Origin of the sequence: Dickeya dadantii NCPPB 898 (genome assembly GCF_000406145.1) — a bacterium.
Taxonomy (GTDB): Bacteria; Pseudomonadota; Gammaproteobacteria; order Enterobacterales; family Enterobacteriaceae; genus Dickeya; species Dickeya dadantii.
In genome coordinates this window covers 800,938-816,651 of the sequence record NZ_CM001976.1, presented here as the reverse complement: position 1 = coordinate 816,651, position 15,714 = coordinate 800,938, and the positions used below count along the sequence as shown (strand labels likewise).

13 protein-coding genes are annotated in these 15,714 nt (G+C 60.6%); 3 read left to right on the top strand and 10 right to left on the bottom strand.

Translation table 11 applies throughout. From position 1 onward, the window contains the following. The first annotated feature begins 683 nt into the window (after positions 1-683). Positions 684-839 (top strand): double zinc ribbon domain-containing protein, encoded by a 156-nt coding sequence (locus DDA898_RS23880; protein ID WP_071604587.1) that lies wholly within the window; start codon positions 684-686, stop codon positions 837-839. Between the two features lie 52 nt (positions 840-891). On the opposite strand, the gene DDA898_RS04165 is transcribed toward DDA898_RS23880, so the two are convergent. The 3 genes from DDA898_RS04165 to DDA898_RS04155 all read right to left on the bottom strand — a co-directional run bounded on the left by DDA898_RS04165 (position 892) and on the right by DDA898_RS04155 (position 4,242). Then, the gene (locus DDA898_RS04165) at positions 892-1,824 is read right to left on the bottom strand and encodes a nucleoside recognition domain-containing protein (RefSeq protein ID WP_033111613.1); all 933 of its coding nucleotides are present in this window, start codon (positions 1,822-1,824) and stop codon (positions 892-894) included. A gap of 246 nt (positions 1,825-2,070) precedes the next feature. Continuing rightward, positions 2,071-3,183, bottom strand: coding sequence for an o-succinylbenzoate synthase (gene menC, locus DDA898_RS04160; RefSeq protein ID WP_038910299.1), 1,113 nt, complete (start codon positions 3,181-3,183; stop codon positions 2,071-2,073). Positions 3,184-3,210: 27 nt separating this feature from the next. Continuing rightward, positions 3,211-4,242, bottom strand: a complete 1,032-nt coding sequence (locus tag DDA898_RS04155) for an MFS transporter (protein WP_236616728.1) — start codon at positions 4,240-4,242, stop codon at positions 3,211-3,213. Positions 4,243-4,606: 364 nt separating this feature from the next. Here DDA898_RS04155 and DDA898_RS04150 point away from each other — a divergent pair, with 364 nt between their 5' ends. After that, the gene (locus DDA898_RS04150; protein ID WP_038910298.1) at positions 4,607-5,530 is read left to right on the top strand and encodes a LysR family transcriptional regulator; all 924 of its coding nucleotides are present in this window, start codon (positions 4,607-4,609) and stop codon (positions 5,528-5,530) included. 102 nt (positions 5,531-5,632) lie between these two features. Then, positions 5,633-6,736, top strand: coding sequence for a lytic murein transglycosylase B (gene mltB / locus DDA898_RS04145; protein ID WP_038912425.1), 1,104 nt, complete (start codon positions 5,633-5,635; stop codon positions 6,734-6,736). Positions 6,737-7,109: 373 nt separating this feature from the next. Here the strand turns inward: mltB and iolB are convergent, their stop codons facing one another. The 7 genes from iolB to DDA898_RS04110 are packed head-to-tail and all read right to left on the bottom strand — an operon-like array spanning position 7,110 to position 15,642. Further along, positions 7,110-7,937, bottom strand: coding sequence for a 5-deoxy-glucuronate isomerase (gene iolB / locus DDA898_RS04140; protein WP_038910297.1), 828 nt, complete (start codon positions 7,935-7,937; stop codon positions 7,110-7,112). 24 nt (positions 7,938-7,961) lie between these two features. Beyond that, positions 7,962-8,852, bottom strand: coding sequence for a myo-inosose-2 dehydratase (gene iolE / locus DDA898_RS04135; RefSeq protein WP_038910294.1), 891 nt, complete (start codon positions 8,850-8,852; stop codon positions 7,962-7,964). A gap of 26 nt (positions 8,853-8,878) precedes the next feature. Beyond that, positions 8,879-10,843 (bottom strand): bifunctional 5-dehydro-2-deoxygluconokinase/5-dehydro-2-deoxyphosphogluconate aldolase, encoded by a 1,965-nt coding sequence (locus tag DDA898_RS04130; RefSeq protein ID WP_038910293.1) that lies wholly within the window; start codon positions 10,841-10,843, stop codon positions 8,879-8,881. 54 nt (positions 10,844-10,897) lie between these two features. Next, positions 10,898-12,031, bottom strand: a complete 1,134-nt coding sequence (locus DDA898_RS04125) for a Gfo/Idh/MocA family protein (protein ID WP_038910292.1) — start codon at positions 12,029-12,031, stop codon at positions 10,898-10,900. A 17-nt stretch (positions 12,032-12,048) separates the two neighbouring features. Further along, positions 12,049-13,083, bottom strand: coding sequence for an ABC transporter permease (locus tag DDA898_RS04120; RefSeq protein ID WP_033112216.1), 1,035 nt, complete (start codon positions 13,081-13,083; stop codon positions 12,049-12,051). 16 nt (positions 13,084-13,099) lie between these two features. Beyond that, the gene (locus DDA898_RS04115) at positions 13,100-14,647 is read right to left on the bottom strand and encodes a sugar ABC transporter ATP-binding protein (RefSeq protein ID WP_038900355.1); all 1,548 of its coding nucleotides are present in this window, start codon (positions 14,645-14,647) and stop codon (positions 13,100-13,102) included. Positions 14,648-14,703: 56 nt separating this feature from the next. Next, on the bottom strand, positions 14,704-15,642 hold the full coding sequence (locus tag DDA898_RS04110) for a substrate-binding domain-containing protein (RefSeq protein ID WP_033111610.1): 939 nt from the start codon (positions 15,640-15,642) through the stop codon (positions 14,704-14,706). Positions 15,643-15,714: the final 72 nt, after the last annotated feature.

Here is a 15,714-nt window from a genome sequence, read left to right as displayed (position 1 = left end):
GTCAGACGCAGTTAACTGATTTTTTTTATAAATACTGTACTATTCCTTTCCGTCTCAATCATTCCCTTACCCCGGCCACAACAAGGCCGGGGAAAATACAAGGCACCGCTGCGCCAGATACTAACCATGCGGGTATAGCACAGCAAGATGGAATATCGCGTCGTGGGAAGTATCGTTAACCTATGATTTTTCTTCCACATCAATGCGGACTTACCGATCGTATTCGTTCAGATACTGTCCGGACAATAACCGCCGTTGTTTCTTTAAACGCGCTGGATGACTCACCAATAAACAATCTTATTCATAAATGGCTGAATCAAGCCGCCCGGTGTGGCATCAAACTGTTGTTGTTCTGGCAGTCTGAATCCTTTCAGAAAACGGGAGCGCTCGGAAAAATGTTTCCCGCTTGACCCTGTAGTAACTCTTGCCCCTGTAATAACTCTTGACCCTATAGTAACGCTTGACCCTATAGTAACTACAGGGTGTTGAATAAGCCGCATACAACGGGTGGCGCTTATCCACAGCGTCGGTCGTCTGGCAAATTCCAACAGTGCGCGGAGAAATATCTATGGGTATTTTTGACAAATTATTTGGCGGTCATCACGGAGGGGCATCACGGATATCATCACGGCAACGGCCATCGTGATTCTCATGACCGTTACCCAACCGGGAACAACGCGGGGATGAGTTGTCCGAATTGCCGGTCGCTCAATGCCGCCACCGCGCGTTTCTGCCAGCAATGTGGCTCATCGCTCGTGCCGGCAGCTTGCCCGCAATGCGGCACCTCGGTACAGGCTGGCGCGAAGTTTTGCGGTCAGTGCGGGAACACCATTACCTGATACTACCGTCACCTGATCCCAGACGGTGTCCCGCAATGATGCGCGACGCCGCCTAAAACACCGCCACGTGCAACAGGGTTCTGACCAGAATGCCGAACACAGCCCCGAGCGCGGCGTAGCGGAACAGGCGGGTGAAGCGGGAACCAACCCCCAGAAAAATGCCGATGCCCGGTAAATCAAAGGTCTGTATCAACAGACCGGCGGAAGCATTGATCTGACTGGCGGTCATTTTTCCCTGCTGAATCAGATCTGACATCACGCCAAAATAAGCGGTGCCGCCCGCCAGACATTTCACCAGCGTCGGCATCACGAAAACAGGAGAAATATTGGCCGACGCCAGCAGCGGCGAGAAAAAGCGCTCAAGCGCCGTCACCGCGCCGGCGGATTCCAGTATGCCGACAATCGTCATAGAGAGAATCAGCATCGGCACCGATCCGAGCGCCAGTCTGATGGCATCCGCCCCCGCGCTATTAATGATGCCGATAACGCCTCTGGCCGCCGGCTCTTCGGCCGGAACGTCGCCGGAACGCCCGCCTTCCACGGCGGATAATTTGCGCCCCAGCACATGGTAGGTCAGCGCGGCCGCCGCCAGCCCGCCGATAATCGATATTACGATGGCCGCCGCCCAGTGCAGGCCAAACGGCGTCAGCGGATAAAATACGTTGCCCTGCCCCATCGCGAACACCATCGCCAGCGTTGCCGCCATATGGCGATCGGACACGCCGCGCTTATCCATTATCGACAGCGTCGCCAGCGGCGCGGCAAAACTGACAAAGTTGAGCTGAATCAGCGCAAAGGTGCTCATACCGGTTAGCCCGAAGGGCTTAAGAATCGGCGCCATCCACCGAACCAGCGCATCGACAACGCCTTTCACTTCCAGAAAACGCATGATGACCAGCATCACGACCATAATCGGCAACAGTGTATACAGCGCAACGTCAACGGAGGCTTTCCCCGATGACATGATGATTCCAATCACGTTCATGTAATGTCCCTGCACGGGTGAATCTGTCCCGGTATGTGCCGTAAACGGGCGCATACCGGGCTCTCAGTCCGGATATTTTCGTGATAAACATCACAATATTCCAGAAGGTTTTTCACCACATTCGGACGAACGCATCGCCTGCCGTTATCCGACGCCGGCAATCGGAACATCGCTATTGGCGACGGTGGCGCAGTTATTGGCGACTGTAGCGCGGTAGCGAGCGGCCGCAGCCGCTTTCCCCGGTAATTAAAAGTGGATGGTTTCCTCACCGTAGCAATAACGAGCATAAAGTTCCGGATTGATCTCAAAGCCGATGCCCGGCTTATCCGGCACCGCCACCATGCTGTCCTGATCCAGCGTCACTTCCGGCAGCATGAAGTCCTGCGCCCAGTAGCGTGATGACGGCGGAATGTCATGCGCCAGCAGGAAATTGGGCAGCGTCGCGACCGCAATGTTGTGCGCCTTACCCACCGCGGTATCCAGCATGCCGCCACACCATACCGGAACGCCGGCATCCTGACAGAAATCGTGGATCAGTTTGGTTTCGGTGATGCCGCCCACCCGCGCCACCTTGATATTGATGATGCGGCCGCTGCCCAGCTCAATGGCTTTGCGGGCATCGTCCACCGAAGCAATGCTCTCATCCAGGCAGATCGGCGTCTCAATCGCCGCCTGTAACTTGCGGTGATCGACGATATCGTCGTGCGCCAGCGGTTGTTCGATCATCAGCAGGTTGTATTTGTCGAACTCACGGAACAGCGGAATATCGTCCAGCGAGTAGGCGGAGTTGGCGTCCACCATCAGGGTAATGTCGCCGAATCCACTGCGCAGCGCCTGAATATAGGCCAGATCCTTACCCGGTTTGATCTTAATCTTGATACGGCGATAGCCTTCTTCCCGGTAGCCCGCCACCACACGCACCAAATCCGCCGGCGTCGGCTGAATACCGATGCTCACACCCGCTTCGACCCGATCGCGCACGCCGCCCAGTTCACGCCACAGCGGCGTCTGTTTTTGCCTGGTGTAGGCGTCCCATATCGCGCCCTCCACCGCCGCCTTGGCGCAATTGTTGCGGCGTACCGGCGCAAAAATGTCGCGCACCTCGGAAGGATGGCGAATCTCGCCGACCTGACGCAACATCGGCACCAGAAAATCGCGCATGATGTGCCAGGCGGTAACGTTGGTTTCCTCGTTGTAAAACGGTAGTGAAATCGCCGAACAGTCGCCGTAGCCCACCACATCGCCGCTATGCGCTTCCACTACGGTGAAGTACTTTTCCGTCTGGGTGGCAAAGCTGGTGGTAAACGGGGTTTTCAGCGTCATTTTCATCTGACGCAATACAATTTTGTCTATTTTCATCCTCTGTCCTTCACAACACGTTTAACGTCAAACCTGCGCTGCCATGTCGGTTTTCGCCGACGGGCGCGTATGAATAGTCAGGCTCACCACCGCCGAGAACGCGGCTGCCGCCATGAGAAACAAAAACGCCGAGGGATAGCCGAAATACTCCACCATCGCGCCAATGACCAGCGGCGCGATAAACCCGGCCGCCTGACCGCCAACGTTGATCACCCCGATGCCGGACCCCACCATGCGCGAAGCCAGTACCTTGGTCGGCAGCGCCACGGCGATCGCCAGCACGAACGATTTGAAAAAGTAGGCGCAGGACTGCGCTATCACCACGGCGGTAACGGTCGACGCGCTGTACATCAGATACAGGAACAGGGCGGTCAGCAAAGCGCATCCCATCAGCATCAGCCGCTCGCGGCCATCAAAGAAACGGGTCATCACCCAGCCGCCGCAGGCGGTCGCCACCCCGGCCATCACGTAGGGAATTGGCAACAGTACCCCCACCGCTTTCAGGTCCAGATGGCGTTCGGTCATCAGGTAAATCGGCATCCAGGAGTCCAGCCCCTTGTTGATCAAACTCAGGCCGAACCAGACCGCCGCCAGCCGCCATAACAGCGGATTTTTCATCACGTCGCGCCACTCCGCACCGCTCAGGCGCTCCGGTTCATCGGACACCCATGCCGGCCTGGCGCTGACGGTCAGGGTATAGACCAGCACGAAGGCGATACCGAACAGACCAATCACCATGAACGCATGACGCCAGCCCAACGCCAGAATCAGCGGCGCGATCAGCAACGGCGCAATCATGCTGCCCACATAGTTGGAAGACATCAGCAGCGAGGTCATGCGCGGTTTATCACTCGGCGGGAACTGCTCCGCCGCATTCTTGACGGAAGCGGAAGGGTAGGCGCCTTCCCCCAACCCGAACAGAAAACGAATCACCAGTAACGCCGTCAACGACCAGGCGATACCGGTCAGGAACGTAAACAGCGACCACATGGCTATCGCCATCGCCACCACCACCCTGGCGCCAAAGCGGTCCGCCAGCCAGCCGCCGGGCAACTGCATCAACCAGAAGCCAAAAATAAAACGCGCTCAGCACCAGCCCAACCTCGCTGGGCGACAGCGACAGCTCTTTCGCCATCTGAGTCGAGCCCATACTCAGCACCACGCGATCGATAAAAGCCACGCACCAGCCGATATAAAGCAGGAACAGCACCCAATATGATTTTTTTCTCGTGTAATACCCCATCTGCCCCGAGTCCTCTGTGTGATGTGTTCATTGTCTGAAGCCAGTACGTTCTGCGACACCTTTTCCTGTGCCGATAACACCTCCTGATTGCATACTAAACACCCGCCATCCATACTGCTATTTCAACTTTTTCACCACCTCATTGCCGAAATGGCAAACTTCAATCATTGAGGGAATCGCATGACCGCACGTTATCTGCAGGACACCGCCCTGCGCTATTTTCTGGAAGTGGTGCGTTGTGGTTCCATCAGTGAAGCCGCCTTGCGGCTCAACGTGGCCGGCTCCGCCATCAGCCGCCAGGTCAGCGGGCTGGAAGACCGGCTCAACACCACGCTGTTTGAGCGGCGGAAAAGCGGTATGATCCCCACCGCCGCCGGAGAACTGCTGGCGGCCTACGCCTTTCGCAATCAGTTGGAAACCGAGCAAGTGACGCAGGAAATTCGGGAGTTGCAGGGTTTGCGCCGCGGTGACGTACGCATTGTGTCCACGGCGGGATTTAGCCTGGATTTTATTCCGATGGCGATCGCCTCGTTTCGCCGGCATTACCCCTATATTCGCTTTCAGCTACTGGTGGCGACGGCCGAAGAAGTGGCGCGCCGGCTGAATGAGGGCGAAAGCGACATCGGGCTGACGTTCAGTCAGATACCAACCGCCAACATTCATGTCGCCTACCGGCTGCATTCGCCGCTGGTGGCGGTGATGCAGCGCCACCATCCGCTGGCGGAGAAATCGAGCCTGCGCCTGTCGCAACTGGCGGGTTATCCGCTTGGCGTGCCGGTTCGCCACATCCTGACCCGGCGGCTATTCGACGCCTGCTGCAGCCGTCAGGGATTGCTGATCGATCCGGCGTTTGAAACCACCTCCATCAGCGCCCTGCTGGCGTTCGCCCGTTACTGCGACGGCGTGGTCATCTCCACCGAGCTGGTGGTGCGGCAATACCTGAAGGATCACGATATGGTGGCGGTGCCGATTACCGGTCAGGACCTAAACGGACTCAACATCGAACTGAACACGCTGGCAGGCCGCACGCTGCCGAAAGCGGTTTCCGCGTTTACCGACCACCTGATTCGGATTATGGAGCAGGAACAGCAGCCGGATGCATAATCGCCGATGCCGTCAATCGGACCCACAATTCGGTTTTTTCCCTATGGACGTTGCGCTACCATGGCCGCCACGTTGTTTTTGACCAAATTATATGGATATCTGATGCGTCGCCTGGTTGCTGTTTTTCCGCTGTTGCTGGCGCTGTCCGCCTGCAGCAATAAATCCGCTGAGCCCGCCGGGGCTGAAATTATCGGTACGCCCGCCGCCAACGCTCCATCCGGCGGCTTTTTGTTATCCCCCGCTCACGCCGGCGGTCTGCTGACCAGCGGCGATTTCGCCAACAGCCCGGATGTGGACCGTTTCGTCGACAAAATGGCGCGGCAGTATGGCTTCGAACGCCAGCAACTGCACGATGTGCTGGCACAGGCGCAGCGGCTGGACTGGGTGATCCGGCTGATGGACAAACAGGCGCCGTCGCCGTCAACGGCAACCCCTTCCAACATTCCCAATGGCGCCTGGTTGCGCTATCGCAAACAGTTCATCACCCCGGATAACGTGCAGAACGGCGTGGCGTTCTGGAACCAGTATCAGGACGCGCTGGATCGCGCCCAGCAGGTCTACGGCGTACCGCCGGAGATCATCGTCGGTATTATCGGGGTGGAAACCCGCTGGGGCCGGGTGATGGGCAAAACCCGCATTCTGGATGCGCTGGCGACGCTGGCCTTCGCCTACCCACGCCGCGCCGCGTACTTCCAAAGCGAGCTGGAGTATTTTCTGCTGATGGCGCGGGAAGACGGTTTTGACCCGCTGTCGCTGCGCGGCTCCTTTGCCGGCGCGATGGGCTACGGCCAGTTCATGCCGTCCGCATTCAAGAAATACGCGGTGGATTTCAACGGCGACGGCATTCCCAATCTGTGGGACCCGGTAGACGCCATCGGCAGCGTCGCTAACTACTTCAAATCAAACGGCTGGCAGCCTGGCGGACAGGTGGCGGTGACCGCCAGCGGCCAGACCTTCGCGCTGGAAACCGGCTTCAAGACCCGCTATTCGCTGTCGACGCTGGCGGCCGCCGGGCTACGCCCGACCGCCTCATTAGGCGCTGTGCAGGAAGCCAGCCTGCTGCGCCTCGACATGGGCAGCTACTACCAGTTCTGGTACGGCCTGTCGAACTTCTACGCCATCACCCGCTACAACAACAGCGTGCATTACGCGATGGCGGTATGGCAGTTGGGGGAAGAAGTCAGAAAAGCGAGAATGGGGTATTAAATCTGGACTGGCTGTTGAACAACAGCCGGGTTGTTTTATTACTGGCAAATTTATGTCAGGACAGTGGAAAAGTTTCGTGCGTGATAACGTCCGTTGTCCCTTTGCAACGTCACCGCACGCACGACAAGGAGAGGCTCAAACGCCGCCTCTCCTTGACCACTGGCTAGGGGCTAAACTGTGCCGCTGCGCGGTTCCTTCGGCGTTCGCCTTCGCTGTTCGGACCGCTCGTGACGCGTTCCAAACGCGGCACGAGCTTGCGCGGCTTCCCTGCCGCGCATCCGGCGAAGTCGCCCACCTCAGCACAGTTTTTGACGCCGGAAAAACCTCTCACCTTGAATTCAAGACGTTTGCACAACAAGTCTCATCCGTCGCTCTATCCACTATGCCGCACGGCATATTCCGCGCTGTTCACCCACTGGTGGTCCTGCTCCCAGCTAAAACGCCACTGGCGCACCGGCCCAGCCATCACGTTGAGGTAGTAGCTGTCGTACCCCGCCAGCGTCGCCACCGGATGATAACCGCGCGGCACCATCACCACGTCCCGGTCGTACACCGCCATGCACTCGTCCAGCGCGCGATCCTCGGTGTAAACCCGTTGCAGGCAGAACCCCTGCGGCGGGTTGAGCCGGTGATAGTAGGTTTCTTCCAGATACGTTTCCTGCGGCGGGTTGTCCACGTCGTGCTTGTGGCTGGGGTAAGAACTGGTGCAACCTTCGTCGGTGTAGACCTCCACCACCAGCAGGCTGTCCGCCACCTTGTCCTCCGGCAGGATATTGTGCACGAAGCGCCGGTTGCGCCCGACGCCTCGCGCTTCCGCGCCGATGTCCGGCGGGGCGATCAACCGGGTGGGATAGTTGCTCCACCCCGGCGCGGCGCAAACCGCCAGTTCCAGCGGCGTATCGGCGGTGATGGTCACCGTTTCCCCCGGCGAAACGTACACCGCCCAGGGCTTCTTGCGCTCGAACGGGTTCATGCGATCGCCGATATGCTCAAACCGCGCCTGCGGCGTCGCCACCGTCGCCCGGCCGCCCACCAACACCAGACAGCGCTCCTCAGCCACCGCCGGCAGCACCAGCGTCGCGCCGGTCGACAACTGGTAAACCTCAAACCCAACATGACGCCAGCCCGCGCGAGCCGGGGTAATCTGCTGGATGCGGCCCTGCTCATCCGGCGCATGATAACGGGACAGTAATTCAGACATCGCCCACCTCCCTGCCTGCAACAGTTAGATCAGACCCGCATCGCGGGCAAACCGCTGCAGATTGTTAAACCCCATAGTGGCATAAGTCAGCGGATGCGCCACCGCCGGGTCCTGTTCGGCTTCCACCACCAGCCAGCCCTGATAATCATGGGTTTTAAGCAGCCGGAACAGCGACGGGTAATCGACGCAGCCGTCGCCCGGCACGGTGAACACGCCGCTCAGCACCGCATCAAGGAAGCTGGACTTGCGGTTCTTCACCTCTTTCAGCACCTCGGAGCGAATGTCTTTGCAATGCACATGGTTGATGCGTTGCGCCCAGCGCTGCGCCACCGCCAGCGGGTCGGCGCCGGCAAAGGTAAGATGACCGGTATCCAGCAGCAGGCCCACTTCCGGCCCGGTGTGGGTCATCAGTTGGTCTACGTCGTCGGCGGTTTCAATCACCGTGCCCATATGGTGGTGATAGGCGATTTGCACCCCCTGCTGCTCGGTATAGCGGGCGAATTCGCTGAGCTTATCGCCATACTCCTGCCAGCGCGCCGCCGGGAAACGCGGGCGCAAATGCACCGGCGTGCCCTGCTCGCCGTGAATGGCTCCGGTGACCTCGGCGAACACCAGCACGGTGGCGCCCAGCTCACGCAACAGATTGAGGTGATCCTGCACCGCGGCGATTTCCTCTTTGACCGAACGAGTCAGCAACTGGCCGGAATACCAGCCGGAAACCAGACTCAGCCCGTGTTTTTTCAGAATCGGCCCCAGCACGCCGGACTGGCGCGGGAACTTGTTGCCCAGTTCAAACCCGGCGAAACCGGCCTGACGCCCTTCGCTCAGGCAGGTTTCCAGCGGGGTTTCCGCGCCCAGCGAGGGCAGGTCGTCATTGGTCCAGGTCAGCGGATTGATACCCAGTTGAACAGTCATTCTCGATTCCCTCTCATTAAATGGATTTAACCGCGCTGACGCCACAGGGCGATCAGTTGCAGGTAGTTATTTTTGACGTCGGCGATCAACCGTTCGTCGTTGATGTCGCCGCGCAGCCACTGCTGCGCCGGCTGCGCAAACAGCGTGCGCCCCACCGCAAACCCTTTCACCACCGATTGACCGGCGGCGGCGTTGAACCCCTGCCGTAATGTCTCGATCGGCGCGTCCAACCCGAGGATCACCACGCCGCGACAATAGGGATCGCGCTCGGCCAGCAGATGTTCCAGCCGCTGCCAGCCGTCGGCGGACAACGGCGGCAGTTTCCACCAGTCCGGTCGGATGCCAAGATTGTAGAAACGCTGGATCGCCCGCAGATACAGATCGTCGCTGCGCGGCATATCGGCCGGGAGAATCACCTCCAGCAGCAGTTCATGGCCGGACTGGCAGCAGGCGCGATAGACCTCGGTCACCTGCCGTTCCTGCGCCAGCCGCAACGGGCTGTCGTCTTCCGGATGGAAAAACACCAGACACTTCACGATGTGCTCCAGCGGCCAGTTCACCAGTTGCGAACCGATGTTGCCGTGTTCCAGCGCCAGCGGGCGCGAGCCAGGCAGTTCGATCGGGCGGCCGATCCACCAGCCCTGCCCGGTAATGGTATTAAGCGCGCCCTGCCCGAAGGTGCCGTCGCACAATAATCCGGCTTTGCCGGGCGTTAATCCGGCTCTGCCGGCCGCTAATCCGGCTTTGTCGGGCGACCCGGCATCACCCAGCAGCCCGGCTTGCTGCGCCGCCTGCTGGCTGGCCTGAAGAATCAACTGTTTGAGCGCCGGGATCCGGCTGCGTTCGGCGCCGCAGGCCAGCGCCATTTCTTCCAGTTGGATGCGATGATCAAAGGCAATCACGCACAGCTCTTCCCAGCGCTGACGGCGGGTGGTGACGCGATGTAAATGGTTCAGCTCCGGGTCCAGATCCGGCCGCGGCACCGCATGGGCGCGCGCCAGATAGTTATCCAGTTCGATGCGGCTCGGCATCGCCGGCGCACAGCCGTGGCGAGACACCACCAGCGCGCCGCAGGCGTTGGCGTAGGCACAGGCTTTTTCCCAACCCTCGCCGCTCAAATAACCGCGCAGCAGGCCGGACATGAAGGCATCGCCCGCCCCCAGCACGTTGAGCACCTCGACGCGCACGCCTTTGACGGTAATGCCCTCATCCAGCGACGCCGGAATGTCGCCGGTGAACACCGAACAACCGAGCGGGCCGCGCTTGCACACCAGTTCCGCCGCGGTATGCGCCCGCACCTGACGCAACGCCTGTAGGGTGTCGGTGCTGCCACCGGCGATATGAAATTCCTCTTCGGTACCGACGATCAGATCGAACAGGTTCAGCACCTGTTGCAGTTGCGCCGTCACCGCCGCGGACTCGATGAAACGGGTTTCGCCGTCGCCCGGCGAGGTCAGCCCCCACAGCACCGGCCGGTAGTCGATATCCAGCACCGTTTTCACGCCGTGGCGGCGGGCGTAACGCAGCGCGGTCAGCACCGCCTCGCGGGTATTCGGATGCGACAGATGGGTGCCGGTGATCGCCAGACAGCGCGACGAAGCGATGTAATCCTCGCTGACGTCTTCCGGCGTGATCGCCATATCGGCGCAGTTATCGCGGTAGAAGATCAGCGGAAAGGTTTCCCGATCCTTGATGCCGAGCAGCACCAGCGCGGTCAGCCGTGTCGGGTCGGTGATCAAGTGGCTGGTGTCGCAGCCGACCTGCTGCAACTCTTCACGCAGAAAGCGCCCCATGTGCTCGTCGCCCACCCGCGCCAGCATGGAGGAGCGCAGCCCCTGCCGGGCGGTGCCGTAGGCCACGTTGCCGGAAGAACCGCCCAGATATTTGGCGAAGCTGCCCATGTCTTCCAGGCGCGACCCGATCTGTTGACCGTACAGGTCCACCGCCACTCGCCCCATACAAATCACGTCAAACTGCTTTTGCGTACTCATAACGTCCATTCCTGCAAGTCAAAAAAGGAAATCGACAACACGTCGGCACGACCGTTATCCCGCCTCATGCACCGCCACCCAGCGCGCGGCCTGATGCGACAGCACGATGGCATCCAGCACCCGGGAGACGCGCCAGCCTTCTTCAAAATCGGGCCACAGCGGCTGGTCGGCGGCGATGCCGTCGATCAGGTCGCGCACCTCGACGGTTTTCTGATCGTTAAAGCCGACGCCGTGCCCGGCGCTGGCGCAGAATGCGGCGTACTCCGGGTGCTGCGGCCCGATCAGCAAGGTCTGAAACCCCTGTCGGTTAACCGGGTCGTCATGCCGATACAGTTTCAGCTCCGCCATCCGCTCCTGAGTAAAGCTGATGGCGCCGCGGGTGCCGGTGATGACATAGCTCAGCCCCATTTTGCGCCCACACGCCACCCTTGAAGTTTCGATCACCCCGCGCGCGCCGCCGGCGAAGCGCACCATCGCATGCGCCTGATCCTCGTTTTCCACCGTCACCCGCTCGGCGGAACCGGCGCTAACCGGCCGCTGCGTGACCACCGTCTGCAGATCGCCGCATACCTCGGTAATCTCGCCCACCAGGTAGTGCGCCATATTGACGATGTGCGCCCCCACGTCACCCAACGCGCCCAGCCCGGCGGTGTGCCGAAAACAGTGCCAGTCCGCCGGTTTTAGCGGGTCGGCCAGATAGTCTTCGTTGTGGGTGCCGTAGAAATGGGTGATGTCGCCGATCTCGCCGCGCGCGATAATCTCTTTCGCCAGTTGCGCCGCCGGGTTCTTCATGTAGTTGAACCCCACCAGCGTTTTCACCCCGGCCCGACGGGCGGCATCCACCATCTCGCGCGCCTCGGCGGCGTTGAGCGCCAGCGGTTTTTCCGAATAGACGTGCTTGCCGTGGCGAATTGCTTCCATCGCCATTTCCTGATGCAGAAAATTAGGCGCGCAGATATCCACCACGTCGATGGCCGGGTCGGCCACCAGTTGATGCCAGTCGCCGGTGGAACGAGCGAAACCCAGTTCCTGCGCCCGCTTTGCCGCCAGCTCCGGCGAGACTTCCGCCAGCATTTCGCACACCAGTTGCCCTTTCAGCGCATACACCACCGGCGCCTGCGCGTAAGCGATGGCGTGGGCACGGCCGATGTAGCCGGTGCCGATCAAACCGATTCGTACCTGTTTCATGCCTGTCGCTCCCTGTGTCAGATGGCGCCGCGCCGGCTCTTGGCGTAGGTATCAAACGCTACCGCCAGCACGATGATGAGGCCGGTGATAATCTGCTGGTAGTAGGCGGAAACGTTCATCAGCACCAGCCCGTTAATCAGGATCCCCATGATGATGGAGCCGATGATGGTGCCGCTGATACGCCCGTAGCCGCCCATCAGCGAGGTGCCGCCAATCACCACCGAGGCGATCACCCGCAGTTCGAACGAGATACCGGCCACCGCTTCGGCGCTACCCAGCCGGGCGCTGAGAATAAAGCCCGCCAGCCCCGCCAGCGCGCCGATCACCACGTAGACGCTGACCAGCACCCGCTGCACGTTGACCCCGGCCAACCGCGCCGCCTCGGTGTTGCCGCCGATGGCGTAGACGAAACGCCCCCAGCGGGTTTTATGCAGCGCCAGCCAACCGATCAGCGCCACCAGCGCGAAGATCCAGATTGGAATGGAGACGCCGAGCAGTTCGCCGCGTCCCCACCAGCGGTAACCGGGGTCAAACCCGGCTATCGGCGCGCCGTCGTTGATCACCAGCGTCAGGCCGCGCCAGATGGTCATGCCGCCCAGCGTGACGATAAACGGCGACAACCGCAGGCGGGTAACGCCCAGCCCGTGCAGAAAGCCGATCACCGTGCCCATCGCCAGGCAGATGCCCAACCCCACCAGCCAGCTCATGCCGCCCCAGGCTTGCGCGTCGACGGTGGTGAAATTATCGCCTTTGATCACGTAGGCGGCGGTCATGGCGCACACCGCCAGAATCGACCCGACCGACAGGTCGATACCCGCGGTCAGGATCACAAAGGTCATGCCCACCGCCATGATGCCGTAGATCGACACCTCGGTAAGGATGTTGGTGATGTTGCGCTCGGTCAGGAAGTTGCTGTTCTGCGACTGAAAAAAGATCAGCAGCAGGATCATGAAAATGAACACCCCGAAACGTTCGAAGAAAGCGATCGGGTCGATGCGTCCCCGGCCGTTAGCCGGCGTCGGCAGTTTAGTACGGGATAAGGGTTGCTGCATGCTCATGGTATCTCCGTTATGCGGCCTGTTGTGCGTCATGGCAGATGGCCATCAGGGTCATCAGCCGCTCTTCCGTGGCGTCATCGCCGTGCAGTTCGCCGGTGATCCGGCCTTCGCTGAGCGTGATGATGCGATCGGAAATCGCCATCACCTCCGGCAGATCGGAGGAAATCACGATCACCGCCACACCGCGTTTCGCCATATCGAACAGCACCTGATGCACTTCGGACTTGGTGCCGACGTCGATGCCGCGCGTCGGTTCATCGACGATCAGCACCCGGGGGTTGAGCGCCATACAGCGCGCCAGAATCACTTTCTGCTGGTTGCCGCCGGAGAGCTTGCGCACCTCCTGCTCGCTGTCCACCATCTTGATGCGCAACGCCTGCCGGTAGGATTCGATCAGGTCGTCTTCGCGGCGAGTGTCGACGAAGTAGCGCCAGCGCAGCAGCGACGACAGGCTGGAGAGCGACAGGTTGTTGCGGATCGACAGGCCCAGCACCGCGCCCTCTTTTTTGCGATCTTCCGGCACCAGCGCGATGCCCTGATCGAGCGCGTGCAGCGGGTCGACCGGCCGGTAGGGCTGGCCGTCGAGCCAGAATTCACCGGAGGTAAACGGGTCGGCGCCGAACAGGCAGCGCGCCACCTCGGTGCGACCGGCGCCCACCAACCCGGCGATGCCGAGGATCTCCCCCTCATGAACCTGAAAACCGATGTGGTCGAGCGCGATGCCGTGCGGGTCGAGCGGCGGTTTTTCCCGACACAGCCCTTTCACCGCCAGCCGCACCGGTTTGTCCTGATGATGGGTTTCCGACGGCGGGCGGCGGGTGAACACCACGTCGCGCCCGACCATCATGCGGATGATGCCCGCCACATCGATGTCGGCCACGTTGCCGGAGCCGGTGTAACGGCCGTCCTGTAATACGGTGAAGCGGTCGCACAGCTGGAACACTTCGTGCAGCCGGTGGGTGACATAAATCACGCTGACGCCGCGCGCTTTCAGCTCGCGCACCACCCGGTGCAGGCTCTCCACCTCGCTGTCGCTCAGCGCGGCGGAGGGTTCATCCATCACGATCAACCGGGCGTTGAGGGTCAATGCGCGAGCGATTTCCACCATCTGCTGCTGCGCCACGCTCAACCGCGCCACCTGCGTGGTCGGCGCTATGTTCAGTTGCAGATACTCCAGCACCGTGCGGGCTTCCTGATTGACCGCCTGCGCATCGACAAACAGCCGGCTGCGTTGCAGCTCGCGGCCGAGAAACATGTTTTCCGCCACCGTCATATTGGGCAGCAGGTTGAATTCCTGATAGATGGTGACGATGCCGCGATTCTGCCGTTCCACCGGCGAGTCCTGCGGCGACAAGAGTTCGCCGTTGAAGCGGATATCGCCGCTGGTCTGGGGTTGCGCCCCGGCCAGCGCCTTGAGCAACGTAGACTTGCCGGCGCCGTTTTCGCCCAGCAAGGCGTGGATTTCTCCCGGCAGCACCGTCAGTTGCACCTTGTTCAGCGCCCAGACGCCGGAGAAATTCTTGGCCAGATCGGTGATAGCCAGTAAGGGTTCAGTCATGGGATAGCCCTCCGTCATCACCGGCCGCCCGGCCGGTGAGTGAGTGGTGTGTCCGCTTATTTGCCCGCTTCGCCGATACGTTCCGCGTCGTTGAGGTTGTCTTTGGTGATCATGGTCGGCGGGTAATCCGCGCCGGTGATCGGCGACTTGGTGCGAATATTGTTGGTCAGTTGGGTCATCGCCTGCGTCACCGCGTAGCCGGGGCGCTGATCGGCGGTCACCGACAGCCAGCCGTCACGCACCCGAGCCAGCGCTTCCGGCACCGCGTCAAACCCGGTCACCATTACCTCGCCCGGCTTCAGCCCCTGGCTTTGCAGCGCTTCGATCGCCCCCAGCGCCATGTCGTCGTTGGCGGACAGAATCACCTGCGGGCGTTTAGGCAGCGACGGCAATACGCTTTCCACAATGCGCATCCCTTCGGAGCGCATCCAGTTGCCGGTCTGATCCGCCACCAGACGGTACTTGCTGCCGCCGGCTTTCAGGCTGTCGCGGATGCCCTGGGTGCGTTCAATGTTGGATGACGACCCCGGCTGGCCGGTCAGCAGCACGATGTCGGCGCCGTTCGGAAAGCGCGCTTTGACGAAATCGGCAATCGCCTGACCACCCTTGTAGTTGTTGGCGCCGAAGTGCGGCACTTTCTTGTCGGTCTTCACCGAACGGTCCAGCGTGACCACCGGCAATTTGGCGTCCTGAATCTCCGTTACCGCGCCCGACACCGCATTGACGTCGTTGGGCGACACCACAAAGCCCTGCGCGCCGCGGGTGATGGCGTTTTCCAGATCCGCTACCTGTTTCGGGGAACTGCCCTGGCTGTCCAGTACCTGCAGGTTAACGCCCAATTCTTTAGCGGCCTTGACCGCGGTGCGCTGCATGTGAACTTCGAATGGCATCGCCAGATTAGGCGTACTGAACACAATCTGTTCGTTCTGGGCCTGCGCCAGACCGGACGACATCGTGAAGGCCATCGCGGCGGCCATGATGGTTATCTTTTTCATGGTGTTGTCTCTGTATTTGGGTGTAGGTAGAAGGTCAGGTCATGCTGTTATGTTATGCTGTTATTTAATTCA

Excerpts from the sequence above, each read along its gene's own strand:
- DDA898_RS04110 (WP_033111610.1), bottom strand. The coding sequence starts at position 15,642 with ATGAAAAAGATAACCATCATGGCCGCCGCGATGGCCTTCACGATGTCG.
- DDA898_RS04155 (WP_236616728.1), bottom strand. The coding sequence starts at position 4,242 with ATGCAGTTGCCCGGCGGCTGGCTGGCGGACCGCTTTGGCGCCAGGGTG.
- DDA898_RS04125 (WP_038910292.1), bottom strand. The coding sequence starts at position 12,031 with ATGAAACAGGTACGAATCGGTTTGATCGGCACCGGCTACATCGGCCGT.
- DDA898_RS04150 (WP_038910298.1), top strand. The coding sequence starts at position 4,607 with ATGACCGCACGTTATCTGCAGGACACCGCCCTGCGCTATTTTCTGGAA.
- DDA898_RS04165 (WP_033111613.1), bottom strand. The coding sequence starts at position 1,824 with ATGAACGTGATTGGAATCATCATGTCATCGGGGAAAGCCTCCGTTGAC.
- menC (WP_038910299.1), bottom strand. The coding sequence starts at position 3,183 with ATGAAAATAGACAAAATTGTATTGCGTCAGATGAAAATGACGCTGAAA.
- mltB (WP_038912425.1), top strand. The coding sequence starts at position 5,633 with ATGCGTCGCCTGGTTGCTGTTTTTCCGCTGTTGCTGGCGCTGTCCGCC.
- iolE (WP_038910294.1), bottom strand. The coding sequence starts at position 8,852 with ATGACTGTTCAACTGGGTATCAATCCGCTGACCTGGACCAATGACGAC.
- iolB (WP_038910297.1), bottom strand. The coding sequence starts at position 7,937 with ATGTCTGAATTACTGTCCCGTTATCATGCGCCGGATGAGCAGGGCCGC.
- DDA898_RS04115 (WP_038900355.1), bottom strand. The coding sequence starts at position 14,647 with ATGACTGAACCCTTACTGGCTATCACCGATCTGGCCAAGAATTTCTCC.
- DDA898_RS04130 (WP_038910293.1), bottom strand. The coding sequence starts at position 10,843 with ATGAGTACGCAAAAGCAGTTTGACGTGATTTGTATGGGGCGAGTGGCG.
- DDA898_RS04120 (WP_033112216.1), bottom strand. The coding sequence starts at position 13,083 with ATGCAGCAACCCTTATCCCGTACTAAACTGCCGACGCCGGCTAACGGC.
- DDA898_RS23880 (WP_071604587.1), top strand. The coding sequence starts at position 684 with ATGAGTTGTCCGAATTGCCGGTCGCTCAATGCCGCCACCGCGCGTTTC.